17 protein-coding genes and 1 riboswitch are annotated in these 17,604 nt (G+C 38.9%); of the genes, 15 read left to right on the top strand and 2 right to left on the bottom strand.

Features of this window, described 5'->3' with window-relative positions; genetic code table 11:
• Nucleotides 1-10: 10 nt before the first annotated feature.
• Nucleotides 11-817: a pyrroline-5-carboxylate reductase gene (gene proC, locus AC1F25_RS09410; RefSeq protein WP_002310439.1), complete on the bottom strand. Its 807-nt coding sequence runs from the start codon at nt 815-817 to the stop codon at nt 11-13.
• A gap of 140 nt (nt 818-957) precedes the next feature.
• Here proC and mprF point away from each other — a divergent pair, with 140 nt between their 5' ends.
• The 9 genes from mprF to thiT all read left to right on the top strand — a co-directional run bounded on the left by mprF (nt 958) and on the right by thiT (nt 11,858).
• Nucleotides 958-3,531 (top strand): bifunctional lysylphosphatidylglycerol flippase/synthetase MprF, encoded by a 2,574-nt coding sequence (mprF, locus tag AC1F25_RS09405; RefSeq protein WP_065772551.1) that lies wholly within the window; start codon nt 958-960, stop codon nt 3,529-3,531.
• Nucleotides 3,532-3,684: 153 nt separating this feature from the next.
• Complete coding sequence (gene ispE / locus AC1F25_RS09400) at nt 3,685-4,536, top strand: 4-(cytidine 5'-diphospho)-2-C-methyl-D-erythritol kinase (protein ID WP_002307715.1); 852 nt, start codon at nt 3,685-3,687, stop codon at nt 4,534-4,536.
• Nucleotides 4,537-4,780: 244 nt separating this feature from the next.
• The gene (locus AC1F25_RS09395; RefSeq protein WP_002307714.1) at nt 4,781-5,719 is read left to right on the top strand and encodes a metal ABC transporter substrate-binding protein; all 939 of its coding nucleotides are present in this window, start codon (nt 4,781-4,783) and stop codon (nt 5,717-5,719) included.
• Between the two features lie 22 nt (nt 5,720-5,741).
• Nucleotides 5,742-6,422: a metal ABC transporter ATP-binding protein gene (locus AC1F25_RS09390; RefSeq protein ID WP_002287343.1), complete on the top strand. Its 681-nt coding sequence runs from the start codon at nt 5,742-5,744 to the stop codon at nt 6,420-6,422.
• Entirely contained in the window at nt 6,395-7,219 is an 825-nt protein-coding gene (locus AC1F25_RS09385) for a metal ABC transporter permease (RefSeq protein WP_002287344.1), read from the top strand. Before AC1F25_RS09390 ends, AC1F25_RS09385 begins: the two co-directional genes overlap by 28 nt.
• Nucleotides 7,220-7,385: 166 nt before the next feature.
• On the top strand, nt 7,386-8,204 hold the full coding sequence (gene purR / locus AC1F25_RS09380) for a pur operon repressor (protein WP_002287345.1): 819 nt from the start codon (nt 7,386-7,388) through the stop codon (nt 8,202-8,204).
• Between the two features lie 472 nt (nt 8,205-8,676).
• Entirely contained in the window at nt 8,677-10,050 is a 1,374-nt protein-coding gene (glmU, locus tag AC1F25_RS09375) for a bifunctional UDP-N-acetylglucosamine diphosphorylase/glucosamine-1-phosphate N-acetyltransferase GlmU (protein ID WP_002298200.1), read from the top strand.
• A 93-nt stretch (nt 10,051-10,143) separates the two neighbouring features.
• Nucleotides 10,144-11,115 carry a ribose-phosphate diphosphokinase gene (locus tag AC1F25_RS09370; RefSeq protein ID WP_002287347.1) on the top strand — a complete coding sequence of 324 codons (972 nt, stop codon included), beginning with the start codon at nt 10,144-10,146 and terminating at the stop codon, nt 11,113-11,115.
• Between the two features lie 5 nt (nt 11,116-11,120).
• A riboswitch (TPP riboswitch) is annotated at nt 11,121-11,223 on the top strand.
• Between the two features lie 65 nt (nt 11,224-11,288).
• Entirely contained in the window at nt 11,289-11,858 is a 570-nt protein-coding gene (thiT, locus tag AC1F25_RS09365) for an energy-coupled thiamine transporter ThiT (protein WP_002293068.1), read from the top strand.
• 80 nt (nt 11,859-11,938) lie between these two features.
• On the opposite strand, the gene AC1F25_RS09360 is transcribed toward thiT, so the two are convergent.
• Entirely contained in the window at nt 11,939-12,712 is a 774-nt protein-coding gene (locus AC1F25_RS09360) for a hypothetical protein (protein ID WP_002293067.1), read from the bottom strand.
• Between the two features lie 256 nt (nt 12,713-12,968).
• Between AC1F25_RS09360 and AC1F25_RS09355 the strand changes: the two genes are divergently transcribed.
• From AC1F25_RS09355 to rpoZ, 6 genes are all read left to right on the top strand, one after another.
• Complete coding sequence (locus AC1F25_RS09355; RefSeq protein WP_151669014.1) at nt 12,969-14,669, top strand: patatin-like phospholipase family protein; 1,701 nt, start codon at nt 12,969-12,971, stop codon at nt 14,667-14,669.
• On the top strand, nt 14,639-14,857 hold the full coding sequence (locus AC1F25_RS09350) for a YdbC family protein (protein ID WP_002293064.1): 219 nt from the start codon (nt 14,639-14,641) through the stop codon (nt 14,855-14,857). The genes AC1F25_RS09355 and AC1F25_RS09350 overlap by 31 nt, the downstream gene beginning before the upstream one ends.
• 19 nt (nt 14,858-14,876) lie before the next feature.
• Nucleotides 14,877-15,767: a YicC/YloC family endoribonuclease gene (locus AC1F25_RS09345; RefSeq protein ID WP_002293063.1), complete on the top strand. Its 891-nt coding sequence runs from the start codon at nt 14,877-14,879 to the stop codon at nt 15,765-15,767.
• 17 nt (nt 15,768-15,784) lie between these two features.
• A complete protein-coding gene (locus AC1F25_RS09340; protein WP_002287356.1) occupies nt 15,785-16,069 on the top strand; it encodes a hypothetical protein in 285 nt (94 codons plus the stop codon).
• 486 nt (nt 16,070-16,555) lie between these two features.
• Nucleotides 16,556-17,170, top strand: a complete 615-nt coding sequence (gene gmk / locus AC1F25_RS09335) for a guanylate kinase (protein ID WP_002293062.1) — start codon at nt 16,556-16,558, stop codon at nt 17,168-17,170.
• A gap of 4 nt (nt 17,171-17,174) precedes the next feature.
• The gene (gene rpoZ, locus AC1F25_RS09330; protein WP_002287365.1) at nt 17,175-17,480 is read left to right on the top strand and encodes a DNA-directed RNA polymerase subunit omega; all 306 of its coding nucleotides are present in this window, start codon (nt 17,175-17,177) and stop codon (nt 17,478-17,480) included.
• Nucleotides 17,481-17,604: the final 124 nt, after the last annotated feature.

The raw sequence follows: 17,604 nt of genomic DNA, 5'->3' as shown, positions 1-17,604 counted from the left end.
ATTGCTATTATTATTTTTTATTCAACATCTCAAGATCTTTCTCGATCGTCGTATTGATTCCTTTGATGATTGCTGGGATGAATCCTGCTTCTTCTAGGGCAACTACACCGGCAACGGTCGTACCACCAGGAGAAGAAACTTGGTCTACAAGTTCCCATGGATTTTTATCACTTGAAAGGAATTTTTGACAAGAACCCATGATTGCTTTTGCAGCAATTTCAGTGGCCGTCTGTTTGGACAAACCATTTAATACACCAGTCCGTCCCATCGCATCGATCAGCATATAAATGAATGCGGGCGAGCTGCCAGCAAGGCCGATGAATGTACTGAAATCTGCTTCTGCTAAAGGATAGACGCTACCAATTGCTTCAAAAATTATCGTGGCTTGTTGAAGCTGTTCCTCCGTGGCAGCTTCATTTTTGCAAATCGCAGAAACGCCTGCTCCTACGCTGACATTGACATTCGGCATCACACGTACGATGGAGGCCTGAGGATCTTCAAGCGCTGTTTCTAAATCTGTTAATGATTTTCCTGAAGCAATAGAAATGAATAAGACCTTCTGGCTGTATTCTTTTAGTTCTTTCAATACTTTTTCAATGATTTTTGGTTTCACGGCTAAAAGAACGATATCTGATTTTGATGCAACTTCTTGGTTGCTTTTGCACGCATGGACGCCAGTTTCAGCAGCGAATGTTTGTGCATTTTCAAAATGACCACTGGAAACGAACACTTCTTCTTTCGAGACTGTTCCTGTTTTCAATAAACCATCAATAATAGCTTGTGCCATATTCCCTGTACCGATAAATCCTACTTTCATGTTATCCTCTCCTTTAGCATTAGGATATCTTTCTTTTTCTATGATCGCAAGCAAAGAACAGGTCTAAAGTGGAAAAATTAAAATAAATAAGATAACATTGGAGTATAACACAAAAGTATACAAGTTAGGAATGGGAAAATGTGAAAAATAAACGATACTTGATGCTGCAATGGATAAAGGAACATAGTCTGATTTTAAAATTGATTTTTTTCGGCTCCGTGTTAGTCTTTGTGGCAAATCAAGTCGCAAATATTGCTAATGGCATGAGTTGGCAAGATATTTGGCAAAGGATGGGACAACAAAGCCACATGACGATTCTGCTCATGATTCTGGCTGGACTGCTGGGTGTCACTCCGATGTTGTTGTATGATTGGGTGACGATCAGAGTCTTAGAAAAACAAGGAAAACCAAAAATGGAAAGAAAAGAGTTCCTTCTTGCTGCGTGGGTAACAAACACGATCAACAATCTCGCCGGTTTTGGTGGTGTGGTAGGAGCCAGTCTTCGGGCTAGTTTTTATGGAAAGCAGACAAATAGGAAAATGGTGTTAGTGACTGTTTCAAAAGTCGCGCTATTTATGCTGACTGGTTTGTCTGTATGGTCGTTTCTTACATTTATTGATGTCTTTTTTATTCAGTCAGAAAGTATTTTTCGGAGCTATTGGATCTGGCTTTTCGGCGGTAGTTTTTTAGCGCCAGTCATTTTCTTTTTTGCTTATCTAAAGAGAAAGTCCTTGTTCTCTGAGTTTTATCCAAAAGGCTTGTTTGGTCTGCTACTGGCATCTTTTGGACAATGGACAGGGGCACTTGCGGTATTTCTGGCTATCGGCAAGTTGATGAGAATAGATATTTCCATGTTTTCGATCTATCCTATGTTCATGATTGCGACGCTGATAGGAATGTTGACAATGGTCCCAGGTGGAATGGGGACTTTTGATGTTTTGATGATTTTAGGAATGAGTCAATTGTCTGTTCGGCAAGACGTAGCAGTAGTTTGGTTGTTATATTATCGGTTGTTTTATTATGTCCTGCCTTTTTTGACGGGACTTCTATTGTTCATCACACATACAGGAGTCAAAATCAATCGATTTTTAGATAATATACCGCGATTATTTTTCCAAAAGGTTGCGCATATCGTGCTCGTAAGTGCTGTATATTTTGCAGGAATCATGATGGTACTCCTGTCAACGATCACTAATCTGTCTGCAATTAGTCGGCTGTTTCAGGTGTTATTGCCGTTCTCGTTCAACTTTTTAGACCAGACATTGAACCTATTAGTGGGCTTTTTATTGCTCGGTCTTGCTCGAGCGCTTTCAGTAAAAGTCAAAAAGGCATTTCTGCCTACGATTGCTTTACTAGCTTTTGGTATTTTAAATACGATCACACGTACACTATCTTGGCAATTGTTATTGGTATATGTCTTGATTCTATTAGCTGTGTGGTTATCTAGAAAAGAATTTTATCGAACAAAATTCGTTTATTCTTGGGGAGCTATACTATTTGATGCTAGCTTGTTCGGTTTCTTGTTTATTGTTTACGCAATTGCAGGTTATCATAGTGGACGCTTTTTAGTTGGACGGATAACAGGTAACCATTTTATTTTGTTTCCTTCAGATGATGTGTGGTTCTCAGGGCTCATTGGTTTGGGCATCTCATTGCTAGCTTTAGTGGCGCTTTATCAATACTTAGCAGAAGATACTACGACGCTTGGTAGTGAGTACGAAAAAGAACGTTTTGACCGTTTATTGGAAACATATGGAGGCACAGCTACAAGCCATCAGCTTCGCTTGCCAGGATACAGTTATTTTTATTACCAAAAAGACGACCATGACCAAGTCGTTTTTGGCTATCAAATCAAAGGGAATAAATGCTTTGTTTTAGGAGATCCAATTGGTAATCCCAAAATGATGCAGGCAGCAACGAATCAGTTCATGAAACGAGCAGATTGTTTAGGTTATCAGCTTGCTTTTTATAAGATATCAGAAAGCTACGTAGTGATGCTTCACGAATTGGGCTTTCATTTCACGAAAGTAGGTGAAGCAGGAATTGTTGATCTAGCGACAGAAGACTTGTCTCGGCTGAGTCAGCAACTTGAATATCAACGTTTGATGAAAGAAGGATACCATTTCACTTGGTATGACCAACTACCAGAAGAATTACATCAAGCTGTAAATGAAGTTTCACAAAAATGGCTTCACGGTGCACGAGAAAAATACTTTTCTGTGGGACGATTCGATGAATCCTATGTATTGTCTAGTGGCGTCGGTATTGTCCGTAAAGAGCAAAAAGTCGTGGGCTTCATCACCGCTCAACCGATGACGAAGGAGCAAGCGGGGTATGATTTACTGCGAATCTTGCCTGAAGAGCCTGAAGAATTAGCGGATTATCTATTAGCTAATTTGTTCATTGTATACGAGAAAATGGGCTATCTGGAAGCAAATCTAGGATTAGCCCCTTTAGCAAATGTTGGAGAAACAGATTTTTCTTTCTTTCAAGAAAAAGTCATGCATATCGTATATAATTATGGTAATTTTTTCTATTCCTTCCAGTCTGCTTATGAAAAGAAATTAAAATATGTCGATCATTGGGAAGGTCGCTACTTTGCATATCGGAAAGGAAGTAATTTCGGATTTGCTACCATGCAGCTGCTCAGTCTGATAGGGAAAGAAAAAGGAAATGTGCCGAGTTTGGCAGAAGAAGTGCTCACAGAATTATAAGAATCACTAGAGTTTATTTGGATTATGAAGAGAAAATTCTATGAAAGCTGTTGAAACGATGACAAAATCAACCACTAGGCAGACATAAGCTATACTTTTATTTTTCCCTATGATAGAATACTTGCGACTTAGACTTTTCGAATGGGTGAGAGGATGGAATTGATTGAAAAAGCGCCAGCCAAGATAAATTTAGGACTGGATGTATTATATAGACGGCAAGATGGGTATCATGAGTTGGAAATGGTGATGTCGAGCGTAGACTTGGCAGATCATCTATTTTTTGAAGAAATAACAGAAGACAAAATCATTGTAGAAACAAATAAAGCATTTTTACCGGTAGATGAACGGAACAATGTTTATCAAGCTGCTTTATTGTTAAAAAATAAATACAATATCAAAACCGGTGTCAAGATCTTTGTTAAGAAGAATATTCCAGTAGCAGCTGGATTAGGCGGAGGAAGTACAGACTGTGCAGCTGCTCTAAGAGGGATCAACCAATTATGGAATTTGGGCTGTTCGTTAGAAGAACTGGCAGAAATCGGTTTGGAAGTCGGTACAGATGTTCCTTATTGTGTCTACGGAAGTACGGCATTTGTCGGTGGCAAAGGGGAAGAAATCCAAGTATTACCTTCTATGCCACAGTGCTGGGTTGTGTTGGTCAAACCAAGAATGAGTGTCTCTACACGTACAGTGTTTAGAGAAGTAGATACGCAAGCCATCCAACATCAAGACATCCACGGACTTGTTGAAGCCATCCGAGAGCAAGATTATCAGCAGATGATCAAAAAAATGGGAAATAGTTTAGAAGATATAACGGGAAAGCGGCATCCAGTCATCCATCAAATCAAAGAGCGTATGATCAAGTACGGAGCAGATGCTGCATTAATGAGTGGAAGTGGACCAACCGTTTTTGCCTTGTGTCAACATTATTCAAGAGCGCAGAGAGTATATAATGGGTTAAAAGGTTTTTGTGAGGAAGTTTATTTAGTACGAACCCTGCAATAAAACATAAAAAGTAAAATAGGTGATGAAAAACTGAGGAATCCTAAAGTGGTATTCTTCAGTTTTTTATTGTAGTGAAATGACTAGATATGAGCAGCAACTCATCCATTTTACGATTTAATCAAGAATATACATGTTTAAATCAGAAATTGATGGATTTCTATTGACTGTGTTTTTTTATTTTGATACATTAGTTCTCGTTAATAAATCGTAAAATTCCGATTTGTTCATTGAAAGGAGCATATAAATGAAAAAATATCTTTTGACAGCTACGGTAATGATAGGTGCTTTACTGTTTGCAGCATGTGGAAATATGAACAAGGAAGCAGACAAAAAAGAGGATTTGACGATCGTTACGACTTTTTATCCGATGTATGATTTTACAAAAGAAATCGTAGGGGATGAAGGAAACGTGAAACTTTTGATCCCTGCTGGAACGGAGCCGCATGATTTCGAACCAAGTGCAAAAGAAAGAGCAGAAATTTCCGATGCAGATGTTTTCGTGTATAATAGTTCAGACATGGAATTTTTCGTGGATTCATTAAAGGATTCAGTGGATAGCAAACAGACCTTGATGATCGAAGCAGCTAAAGGAATCGACCGTTTAGAATCGCAAGAAGCAGACGAACATGAAGAATCAGAAGAAGGGCATGGTCATTCACATGAATACGATCCACATGTTTGGCTCGATCCGGTATTAGCTATAAAAGAAGTCAGAACGATTGCTGAAGAATTAGGCGAAAAATATCCAGATAAAAAGGAAACTTTTACGAAGAATGCCGATGCTTATATCAAAAAGCTTGAAGCACTGGATCAAAAATACTCCGATGGGCTAAAAGATGCAACAAACCGCACATTTGTCACTCAGCATGCTGCTTTTGCTTATTTAGCGAATCAATACGACTTAAAACAAGTAGCGATTTCGGGCGTTTCACCAGATCAGGAACCCACACCAAGCCGCTTAGCTGAACTAAAAGAATTTGTGAAGAAAAACAACATCAAAGTGATTTATTTTGAAGAAAATGCCTCTTCGAAGGTAGCTGAGACATTGTCGAATGAAACAGGAGTGAAGCTAGAAGTGTTGAATCCTTTAGAAAGCTTGACTAATGAACAAATCAAAGCAGGCGAAAATTATATTTCTGTCATGGAAAAAAATCTGGAAGCTTTAAAAGAAAGTATCAATTAAGTTTTAGAATGGAGGTTGTATGGTGCGTTATATCGAAATATCTGATTTGACCTTTTATTATGATGATGAGCCTGTACTAGAAGATGTCTCTTATCATGTAGATGCGGGTGAATTTGTCATTTTAACTGGAGAAAATGGAGCAGCCAAGTCAACCTTGGTGAAAGCATCGTTAGGATTACTGAAACCTTCAAAAGGAATGATAAAGATTGCTGAGAAAAATCAAGAAGGAAAAAAATTAAGTATCGGCTATATTCCTCAACAAGTTGCATCTTTCAATGCAGGTTTTCCTAGTACGGTGATCGAATTAGTCCGTTCAGGAAGATATCCAAGAGGCCGCTGGTTCAAGCGTCTCTCTGAAAAAGATCATCAACATGTACAGCGTGCTTTAGAAGCTGTAGGGATGTGGGATATGCGAAATCGGCGAATAGGTGAATTGTCTGGCGGACAAAAGCAGCGAATCAGTTTAGCGCGTATTTTTGCTACTGACCCTGACTTATTTGTTCTTGATGAACCAACAACAGGAATGGATGAAGAATCCAGAAATGAATTTTATCGTCTTCTCCGACATAGTGCGCATGTCCATGGGAAATCAGTTCTAATGATCACTCATGATCATGAAGATATCAAACAGTATGCGGACAGACAGATCCGACTGGTGAGAAAGGAGGATTCTCAATGGCGTTGCTTTCATATGAATTCATGAGAAGAGCTTTTCTTGCGGCTATCTTCATAGCGGGGATCGCCCCGATGCTAGGTGTGTTTTTAGTGATCAGAAGACAATCGCTGATGGCTGATACACTTTCTCATGTCTCTTTAGCAGGGGTAGCGTTAGGATTCTTTTTGAACCTTAATCCTACACTTACGACCATGCTAGTCGTTGTATTAGCAGCTGTGATATTAGAGTATCTGCGAACGATCTACCGAACCTATTCAGAAATCTCCATTGCCATTTTAATGGCTGGTGGTTTGGCGCTAGCATTAGTATTGATGAATTTGAGCGGAGGGAATTCAGCAACAAGTATCCAATCTTATCTGTTTGGTTCGATCGTGACCATTACATGGGAGCAAGTCATCTTTTTAGGAATCTTATTCGTTGCCATCGGTATATTGTTCTTTTTATTCAAACGGCCGATGTATGTTCTGACTTTTGATGAAGATACTGCCCACGTGGATGGGCTACCCGTTCATTTGATGTCGATGATGTTCAATGTGATTACTGGTGTGGCTATTGCTGTGATGATCCCGATTGCCGGTGCACTTTTGATATCCGCAATCATGGTTCTTCCCGCAGCAATCGGTATGCGATTAGGCAAAAGTTTCAATGTCGTGATTGCTATCAGTGTTTGTGTCGGGTTTCTAGGAATGCTGTCAGGACTAACTAGCTCGTTTTATCTAGATACACCTCCAGGAGCAACAATCACATTAGTCTTTATTGCTTTGTTCCTGATTGTCAATATCATCAAACGAATATTGGTTGCCTTCAGAAGAAAAAATAACTAAATTATAAAGAAAAGAAGCCTGATAAAAACGAAAAATTTTTTATAGGCTTCTTTTTATTTTAATAAATACCGAACTATTTTCTTATTTTTTCATAAAATGCTCGAATTTTTGAAGAAAAACTTATATAATGTAAAACGATAAAATTTCTTAAAAGGAGTTGGAATAGGTGAAAGTACGTCGCAGTGAACGTCTGGTTGACATGACACAGTATTTATTGAATCACCCGCATGAATTGATTTCCTTAACAAGCTTTGCCGAACGTTATGAATCTGCTAAATCTTCCATCAGTGAAGATTTGGGAATCATCAAGAAAACATTTAAAGAACGAGGGTATGGGACCTTGGAAACAATCCCAGGTGCTGCAGGTGGTGTATTGTTCATCCCTGAAATTTCATATGAAGAGGCGAAAAAATATATTGAATCTCTAGCAGAACGTCTATCAGAACAAGATCGTCTGCTTCCAGGAGGATATGTTTATCTCTCTGATTTGTTAGGAGAACCTGAACTGCTGCGTCAAGTTGGAAGAATCATTGCTTCTAAATACCTTGGTGAAAAAATCGATGCTGTAATGACTGTAGCCACAAAAGGCGTACCTATTGCCCAAGCTGTGTCCTATTATCTGAATGCACCATTCGTTATTGTACGCCGAGACTCAAAAATAACAGAAGGGTCAACAGTAAGTGTCAACTATGTGTCCGGTTCTTCTGAAAGAATTGAAAAAATGGAATTGTCTAAGAGAAGCTTGAAACGTGGTTCACGTGTCCTTGTAGTGGATGATTTCATGAAAGGCGGCGGAACAGTCAACGGAATGAAGAGCTTGATCGAAGAATTCGAATCAGAACTTGTTGGCATCACTGTATTTGCCGAATCGAAATTCAACGGACATCGCGCTATCGATGATTATACGTCACTGCTTTATGTCAAAGATGTAGATACTCAAACGAAAAACATCACGGTTGTGCCGGGAAATTATTTTTCAGAATAAGAGGTTGTGAAAAAGCCGCTTAGTTTCGAGTAGTAAGAAAAATTTTGTGAAAAGGGCTTTCCACATTTTTTCATAAATTTGGCTTAATACCGAGAAACTGGCTTTTGAACACCGTTTATCGAGAGGTTGTGAAATCAGCGTCCTGACCTGAGTATAAGAGAAACAAAACGAAAAAATAGCTCCTCCTATTTTTTGTTTGGTTGAGCTTATTACCGCAGATATAAGCCTACCGTTTAACTCTAAGACACAAGGAGCAATTTCAAAAAACAGCTTTTCTTGTTTTATGAGTAGTGTGACTTGTGACCGAGGAGCTGGCAGGAGAGCACCGGTTACCCAATAGATAGGCCCTTTATGGTCTATCTATTTTTTTATCCAAAGAACACCGTGATGAAAGAAAATCACTTGTTTTGTTGAAAAAATGGGTATACTGGGATAAACTGAAATCAGCAAACTATATTTAGGAGTGACGCAGTTGGACGCACGTTATGCAATTATTTTGGCGGCAGGGAAAGGTACCCGCATGAAGTCAAAATTATATAAAGTTTTACATCCCGTCTCTGGTAAACCTATGGTAGAACATATCATCAATCGGGTCAGTGAAACGAAACCAGATGAAGTGATTACCATCGTTGGACACGGAGCAGAACAAGTCAAAGCACAACTAGGAGAGCGCAGTAAATATGCGTTACAGGCGGAGCAATTGGGAACAGGACATGCTGTTTTGCAAGCCGCTTCTTTCTTGGAAGGAAAAAAAGGAACGACGTTAGTTATCAGTGGCGATACACCGTTATTGACTACTGAAACGCTGAACAATCTTTTTGAATATCACCAAGGAAAAAATGCAAGTGCGACAATCTTGACGGCACAAGCAGAAAACCCAACAGGATATGGTCGGATCATTCGTGATCATATTGGGATCGTAGAAAAAATCGTGGAACAAAAAGACGCAACACCAGAAGAAGCACTTGTACAAGAAATCAATACAGGAACATACTGTTTTGACAACGAAGCTTTGTTCGATGCGTTAAGCAAAGTCGGAACAAACAATGCTCAAGGTGAATACTATCTGACCGATATCATCGAAATCTTAAAAGAAGAAGGCAATACAGTTGCTGCTTATCAAACAGATGATTTCGAAGAATCAATGGGAGTCAATGATCGAATCGCGTTAGCTAAAGCAAATGAGATCATGAGAAAGCGGATCAACCAGATGCATATGGTCAATGGCGTAAGCTTTGTCGATTCAGCAACGACATACATCGATGCAGGCGTAGAGATTGGTCCAGACACATTGATCGAAGCAGGTGTACAAATCCAAGGCAATACAGTCATCGGTTCTGATTGTGTCATCGGAGCACATTCAAAAATCGTAGACAGTAGGATTGAGGATCACGTCGTCATTGAAAACTCAGTCATTGAAAGCAGCCATGTCAAGAAACATGCAGATGTGGGACCTTATGCACATTTACGACCAAAAGCTGAAATTGGCGAAAACGTCCATATCGGAAACTTTGTGGAAGTGAAAAATGCTCAAATCGGCAAAGGAACGAAAGTCGGTCACTTGACTTATGTTGGTGATGCTACGTTGGGAGAAGAGATCAATGTCGGATGTGGTGTTGTCTTCGTCAACTATGATGGAAAGAACAAACATCATACGACTGTCGGTGACCACAGCTTTATTGGTTCTAGCACGAATATCATCGGACCTGTCGAGGTAGCTAAAAACAGTTCGATTGCTGCCGGGTCAACAATTACAGACAATATTCCAGAATATGCGTTGGCAATTGCGAGAGCAAGACAAGTCAATAAAGAAGGATATGCAAAAAAACTCCCTTATCTAAACTAAGACTTTTGCAAAATCACTTGATTTATTTAAAAAATATGACTACTATTTATTAGGTAGAATTCTAGAGTTGTGAAAAAGAAAGTGGAGGTCCCCATGTCAAAACATTACTTTGACCCAAGATTAAAAATTTTTGCGTTAAATTCCAATCGCCCATTAGCAGAGAAAATTGCAGCAGCAGTCGGTGTCGAGTTAGGAAAATCATCTGTTACTCAATTTAGTGATGGAGAAATTCAAGTAAACATTGAAGAAAGTATTCGTGGATCGCATGTCTATGTGATCCAATCAACGAGCAGCCCAGTCAATGATAACTTGATGGAGTTGCTGATTATGATTGATGCACTGAAACGAGCAAGTGCGAAAACAATCAACGTAGTCATGCCTTATTATGGTTATGCGCGTCAAGATCGTAAAGCACGTGCACGGGAACCAATCACAGCGAAATTAGTAGCAAACATGATCCAAAAAGCCGGTGCAACACGAATGCTGACTTTGGACCTTCATGCAGTCCAAATCCAAGGTTTCTTTGATATTCCAGTCGATCATTTGATGGGTGCACCACTTATTGCTAATTATTTCTTGGAAAAAGGAATCAAAGGTGATGATGTTGTCGTTGTTTCACCAGACCACGGTGGCGTTACACGAGCACGTAAATTAGCGGAATTCTTGAAATCTCCGATTGCGATCATCGACAAACGCCGTCCAAAAGCAAATGTTGCAGAAGTAATGAACATCATTGGACAAGTCAAAGGTAAAACTTGTGTACTGATCGACGATATGATCGATACAGCAGGTACAATCACATTGGCTGCCAATGCTTTGAAAGAAGCTGGTGCAACAAGTGTGTATGCTTCATGTACCCATCCAGTATTATCTGGTCCTGCTTTACAAAGAATAGAAGATTCAGCTATCGAGCGACTAGTTGTCACAGACTCGATCTATCTTCCAGAAGATCGTAAAATCGATAAAATCGATGAAGTAAGTGTTGGCGGATTAATGGGAGATGCAATCAAACGTATCCATGAAAACAAACCAGTTAGTCCATTATTTGAAACAAAAAATAAATAATAAATAAACTCACAAAGGGGAGTCCAATTGGGCTGAGATTGAATCTATTTCTAAACCCTTCGTACCTGTTTCGGTTATGCGAGCGTAGGAATTGTGAAAAAACAGCTATTTGAAATTTTTCGAAAGCTGCTTCCTCCTTTGTGACTTTTTTATTCAAAGGAGGAAGTTTTTTTATGGGAAAAAATAGAGTTTGGGTAGAAGGAACGATTGTTGCAGCGTTAGCGATGGTGCTGTCATTGATACCAATCCAGATTGGCAGCAGTTTTTCTATTTCATTGGGGCAGATTCCGTTGACGCTTTTTGCATTAAGAAGAGGGACAAAGGCAGGTATGCTAGCAGGTTTCATTTGGGGGATCTTACACTTTCCGTTGGGACAAGTTTATTATTTAAGTGTCGTTCAAGTGTTGATTGAGTATCCGATTGCTTATACTTTTGCAGGTGCAGCAGGGCTCATGGCTTCAAATGTCCAAAAAAGCTATGCAGATGGAAATACGAAACAAATCAGAAAAAACATAGTGTTTGGTGCATTGATTGGCGCACTTTCCAGATATTTTTGGCATTTTATTGCGGGAGTTGTTTTCTGGGGAGCCTATGCACTATGGGGAATGAATCCTTGGCTCTTTTCTTTCGTAATGAATGGTGCTAGCGGGTTGAGCACAGCGATTGTGACGATGATCGTTTTATTAGGGATCCAACAAACGATTCCATCACTTTTTGTGCCAGATAAACGACAGAATCTTTAAATAAAAAGGAAACAAAAAACTTGAGACAGAATCATGTCCTAGTTTCTTGTTTCCTTTTTGTTTTTCGGCAAGAAATAGATTCACTTCAATGGCAGATAAGAAAGACCGGCATCTTCTACCAATTGCCAGCGCCGATCGTTGACAGAGTAGATTAAAGTAGCGACGACTTCTTCTTCCCGATACCGAGTACCTTTCAATTTCCAAATATAGTCCTCAATCACATAAATAGGAATACGGTATTCGTCATCGATCAAACCAACTTGATCAAAAGAAAAAATGATCCCTTCCTGCATTAAATTACGCATTTCTTTCAATAATTCCACACTGATTTTTTCAACAGGTGTTTCCTTTTTGAAAAAGGATTTTTTTACATTGATCTTATCTGACAGGATAGAACTTAATTTACTAGCAAAAATCCTGTAAAATTCATCTAAATAGCGATAATAAATTCGGTTCAATTGATCGTTCAGGTCGAAGTACACGAAATTATTTTGTAGCTTATAAAAAAATGGTGAGTGGAGATGTGTTTTCATATGGCCAAAATATAACAATTCTGAAATTTCTAAAGGTGTCAATTCTTTCAGCATCGTTAAATCAGTAAAGTCAATCCACTTCAATTCATCGAATCCACGCCTGTTTCGAGAAGAGGAAAAGAAACGCTGGATATTTTCTGTACCACGGATTACTTTCAGCCCTGTATGAGATTCGTATTCTCCAGCAGAAGCAGATGGATCGAGTAAGAGCAAGTTTTGAGGAAAATGCACGATACTGTTTGCAAAATCAGTAGCAGTCAGTCCTTTTGTTAAAACAGCATTACTTGTGGTATCAATATGTACATAAACTGACTCAGTCATCATGTTCCTCCTCTTATTTCCTCTTAATCTCTTTTATTTTACAACATTTGCATAAAAAAAGCTTGTTTCTTTTATTTTAAAATTCCATTACAAAATCACGTTTTCATTGAAAATACTCTCATTTTCAATTAATTTTTGTATTTTTTATTTAAAGGAGGTTTTATGAATTGTTTTCTTATGGAATATCCAAAGTCGAATACGATACTCATGACCTTTTTTCGACGTACTGGTATACTTGAAGAAAAAGGAGAAAGCGATGGAGATAAAAAAAGTTTACTTTTCACAGAAAATGTCGCTGTATTCGCGTATCAACCAAGCAAAACAACCTCTTCCGTTTTTTCAAAGCCATCAAGAAAGTAGAGAAGCATTTTGGCGTTCTGCAAAAAAGCAATGTGCCTTTGAAGCAGTATCAAAAAAATATACCATCTATTTTACTATTGATAAAAGTAGAGAAGATGTTATTTTTAACAACTTGCTGATCGAAGGCGAAACTTTTAAATGGCAAAAACTTTTTCAGCATATGGAAGCTTGTGCTCGTTTTTTTATTAAAGAAAACTGTTGTTTTTTATTTCAATCTCCTCTATCAGAAGAATGGTTGCGTATTTTTCATAAAAACGGCTATCAAGGAACCATGAAACTAAATAAAAAGCTGGTCTATCACACAGCACTTGTATTAGGAGGAGGGGGAGCACACGGTGCCTATCAGATTGGTGTATGGCAGGCGCTGAAGGAACATAACATCCGCTTTGAAATCATCACTGGGACCTCGGTAGGTGCGCTGAACGGCGCATTGATTTTACAAGGAGACATGGAAAAAGCTGTGGGTTTATGGAAAAAGCTATCAACAAGACAAGTGCTTGCGTTGCCAGAAATGGCTGCCGTTGAAGACTTGCGTGAACGTTTCTATCAAGAAAGACGCCAAATGACGAAAACGGCACTAGTTGAAGGTGGGGTTTCGTCTGCGCCATTGGAAAAGCTGGTCAAGGAAAATTTAGATTTGTCTTTGCTCAAATACAATTCCAAAATACGTTTATACACGGTGTCTACTAAATTGCCGGAACTAGCGGAAGTAGTGACTGCTATCCAACAGACAGAAACAGAAGAAATACCAGATTGGATACTTGCCTCTGCTTCATTTTATCCTGCTATGGCTTACCGAAAGATCGGAAAAAATAAATACGCAGACGGTGGATTTCGTAACAAAATCCCTATTGACATCGCGATTAACGAAGGCGCAACAGAGGCGTTTGTCGTGGATGTGCAAGGACCAGGGCCAGTGAAAAGAATCCGTGTGCCAGATACGTTTATCCATTGGAGATGTCAAACATTGTGGACGCTTGGCAGCTTTCTGCTTTTTGATAGCCAAAGAAACCAATTAAATTTACAATTAGGCTATCTGGAAATGAAAAAACGATTAGGCTGTTATTACGGGAATTGGTATACATTTGATTCTGTCAAACAAGCAGGAACATGCTGGCGTGGATTTTTATCTTACTTAATAAAAGAACTTCAGTTAGAGCTATCTTTTTTCAAAACCATAAAATTTTGGCAAAAACTGCGTAATATATATAAGAACAGGGTCGAACCAGAAACATGCGGACTGGCGATGCTGGAACTTTTAGCAAAAAAACATTTTTTATTGCCAAACAAAGTCTATGAGGTAGATTGGATGTTTCAAATGATCTGCCAACAAGATAGAAAAAGTATGCCAGACGATTTATTGGCACAAGTTGGTCAATTAAGTACAGAAGAATGGCGGAGGTATAGAAAATATCAGCAGAAAATACAAAATGAACGCACGAAAGCCGTTTATTTTGAAAAACTGCTGCAAGAAAAATGTAAGAATCGTTTGCAGCGTGAACTGCTTGAACAGCCAGTTGACACATTACTGATCCTATATTTATATTATCTCAAGGAGGAACAACCATGGCACAAGAATTTTCATATGAAATCGTAGAAGAAATCGCTGTTTTATCAGAAAACAACAAAGGATGGCGTAAAGAGCTGAACTTAGTCAGCTGGAATGGTCGTCCGCCGAAATTCGATCTTCGAGATTGGGCACCCGACCATGAAAAGATGGGGAAAGGGCTGACACTGACGAACGAAGAGTTTGAACAACTGCAAAAAGCAATAGAAAATATGTAATGAGGAAGGACCCTGTCGAATGAAAAGTATGACTGGTTTTGGCAAAGCCATCCGCGAAACAAAAGCATATCAGCTAGATATCGAAATAAAAAGTGTCAATCAGCGTTTTCTAGATGTCCAAATACGAAGTCCTAAAATCCTGAATTTTATTGAAAACGATTTTCGGCAGCTTATCAAACAGCAGTTAAGCCGCGGACGGATCGAGGTATTTGTGAATCTAGCTTATATTGGCAAAAACGAAAAGCAGATCGTCATCAATTGGGAATTGATTGATTCACTTATCACCCAATTGACAGACGGGATTCAACAACGATACGGGAGTCAAAATCAAGTGTCAATTCGTCGGCTGGCGGAACGCTTCGCGCTGGATGAAAACTTCGTAACGGTAGAAGAAAAACCGGAAGAGAGCATGGAAGAATTGGCACAGTTAGCTCTAGATACATTGAAAAGTGCACTTGATTCTATTGAAGCCAGTCGAGAAAAAGAAGGACAAGCCTTAGCTTCGGTGCTGAAAAAGAACACGGAAGAATTCAAACAAGTACTAAAAAAACTCAATAGTTTTGTAGACGTCTATGAACAGGAGTTTCAATTAAGGTATCAAAAAAAGCTGGAGGAATTTCTTGGAGCGAAAGTGGATGAGCAACGGTTGCTGACGGAGTTGGCTATCTTGCTGGAACGTGGAGATATCCACGAGGAACTGGATCGTTTGGCAATCCATGTCCAAAAACTAGATGAACTTATCGAGGCCCAATGTCCTGTAGGTCGGGAATTAGATTTTCTGATCCAGGAAATGAATCGGGAAATCAACACGATCGGTTCCAAATCAAACGCAATCGAAATTAAAAATCAAGTCGTCCAATCCAAGACGATCTTAGAAAAAATCAGAGAACAGGTCCAAAATATTGAATGACGAAAGAGGTTGAGACAATGAAATACTATGACGTAACGTTCCACGAATTAAGTGGAAAAACTGTTGTTAAACGGGATATCCCTTCTGAAAAAAACGGCTTTGACGTATGGAAAGATGCCTGTGCAGACTATAATGAGAACGAACTGTTTATTTTGATCAACGACGGTGCTTACGTGACGATGAATCGGAAATTTATTGTTCGAATCGACACAGAAGAGGTAGAAGATCCGACAGAAAAAGCACGTTCTCGAAAAGATGAGATCATGGGTGTAGTGAATACTTTGTCCAATATGGGCTTTTAGCAAGGATGCTGAACAAAGAAATACAATAAATAATCAGAATTGAATTTCTTCGCTTAGCTTATTTGCTCTAGGAATACATTTAAAGGTTGTGACAAAATTCGTGTCACAACCTTTTTTTATTTTGAATAAGTGATGTTCAAAAACCATTTTCTCGGTATGGAGCCAAATTTATGCAAAAATATGAGAAGCCATTTTTGTTTGGCTGTTCTTATTACTTGATGCAGGACAGCTTTTTCACGACCTCTCATACACGGCGTTCAAAAGCTTGCATCTGCGGTAATAAGCCCAACCAAACGAAAAACATGAGAAGCTGTTTATGTTTGGTCGTTCTTATTACTTGATGCAGGACAGCTTTTTCACGACCTCTTGGTACAGGGTAGCTTTTTTACCAATTTCTAGCTATAATTAAAGATAACCTTGAAAGTTGCAGAAAAAAAGTGCAAAATAAACGATAAGTACAAAAAGACTAGTTGAAAGGACGTCGTCATGTCAGAGCGTGGATTATTAATCGTGTTGTCTGGTCCATCCGGTGTAGGAAAAGGCACAGTACGAAAAGCAATTTTTGAGAGTGAGGATAATGATTTTCAGTATTCAATCTCAATGACTACCCGTAAAATGCGTGAAGGGGAGGTCGAAGGCGTTGATTATTTCTTCCGAAGCAAAGAGGAGTTTGAATCAATGATCGAAGCTGGAGAGATGCTGGAATACGCAGAATATGTCGGGAATTATTATGGAACGCCTTTGTCATATGTCAACAAGACATTGGATGAAGGAAAAGATGTTTTCTTGGAGATTGAAGTCCAAGGAGCAAAACAAGTCAAAGAAAAAGTACCCGATGGTGTATTCATTTTTTTGACTCCGCCAGATTTAGCGGAATTAAAATCACGAATCGTAGGCCGAGGAACAGATGCAGACGAAGTAATCGAAGAACGAATGAAAGTTGCAAAAGAAGAAATCGAAATGATGGCTCTTTACGACTATGCTGTTGTGAATGATGAAGTGCCGCTAGCAGTTGAACGAATCAAACACATTATTGCCAGTGAACATTTTCGAGTAGATCGCGTAATCGGTAAATATATTAAAATGTTAAAGGAGATGTAGTCTTATGATGTTAAAACCTTCAATTGACTCACTATTAGATCGTGTAAATTCAAAATATTCTCTAGTAATTTTAGCAAGCAAACGCGCACATGAGTTGGATGCAAGTGCACAACCTACACTAGATTCTTTTGATTCAGTAAAAAGCGTTGGTCAAGCTTTAGAAGAAATCGATGCAGGGAATGTAGTCAATGATCCTCATCCTGAATTAAAACGTGAACGTTTGAAGATGGAAGAAGAGGAACGTCAAGCTCAAAAAGAGCGTGAACAACACGAATTGGAATCACGTATCCGCGAAGAGCAAAAAATGTAATAAAGAAAAGTAGAGCGAACATCTAAAAAGAAAAGCAAACCCAGCTGTTTCCTTTTCAAACATTCGCCACTTATTGTCTGGTAGAAAAGGCTGTGTCTGAACTTTTTGACACAGTTCTTTTTTT

The sequence above is a fragment of the Enterococcus sp. M-BR2 genome, assembly GCF_056612775.1.
This window is presented reverse-complemented; position numbering and strand designations above follow the sequence as displayed.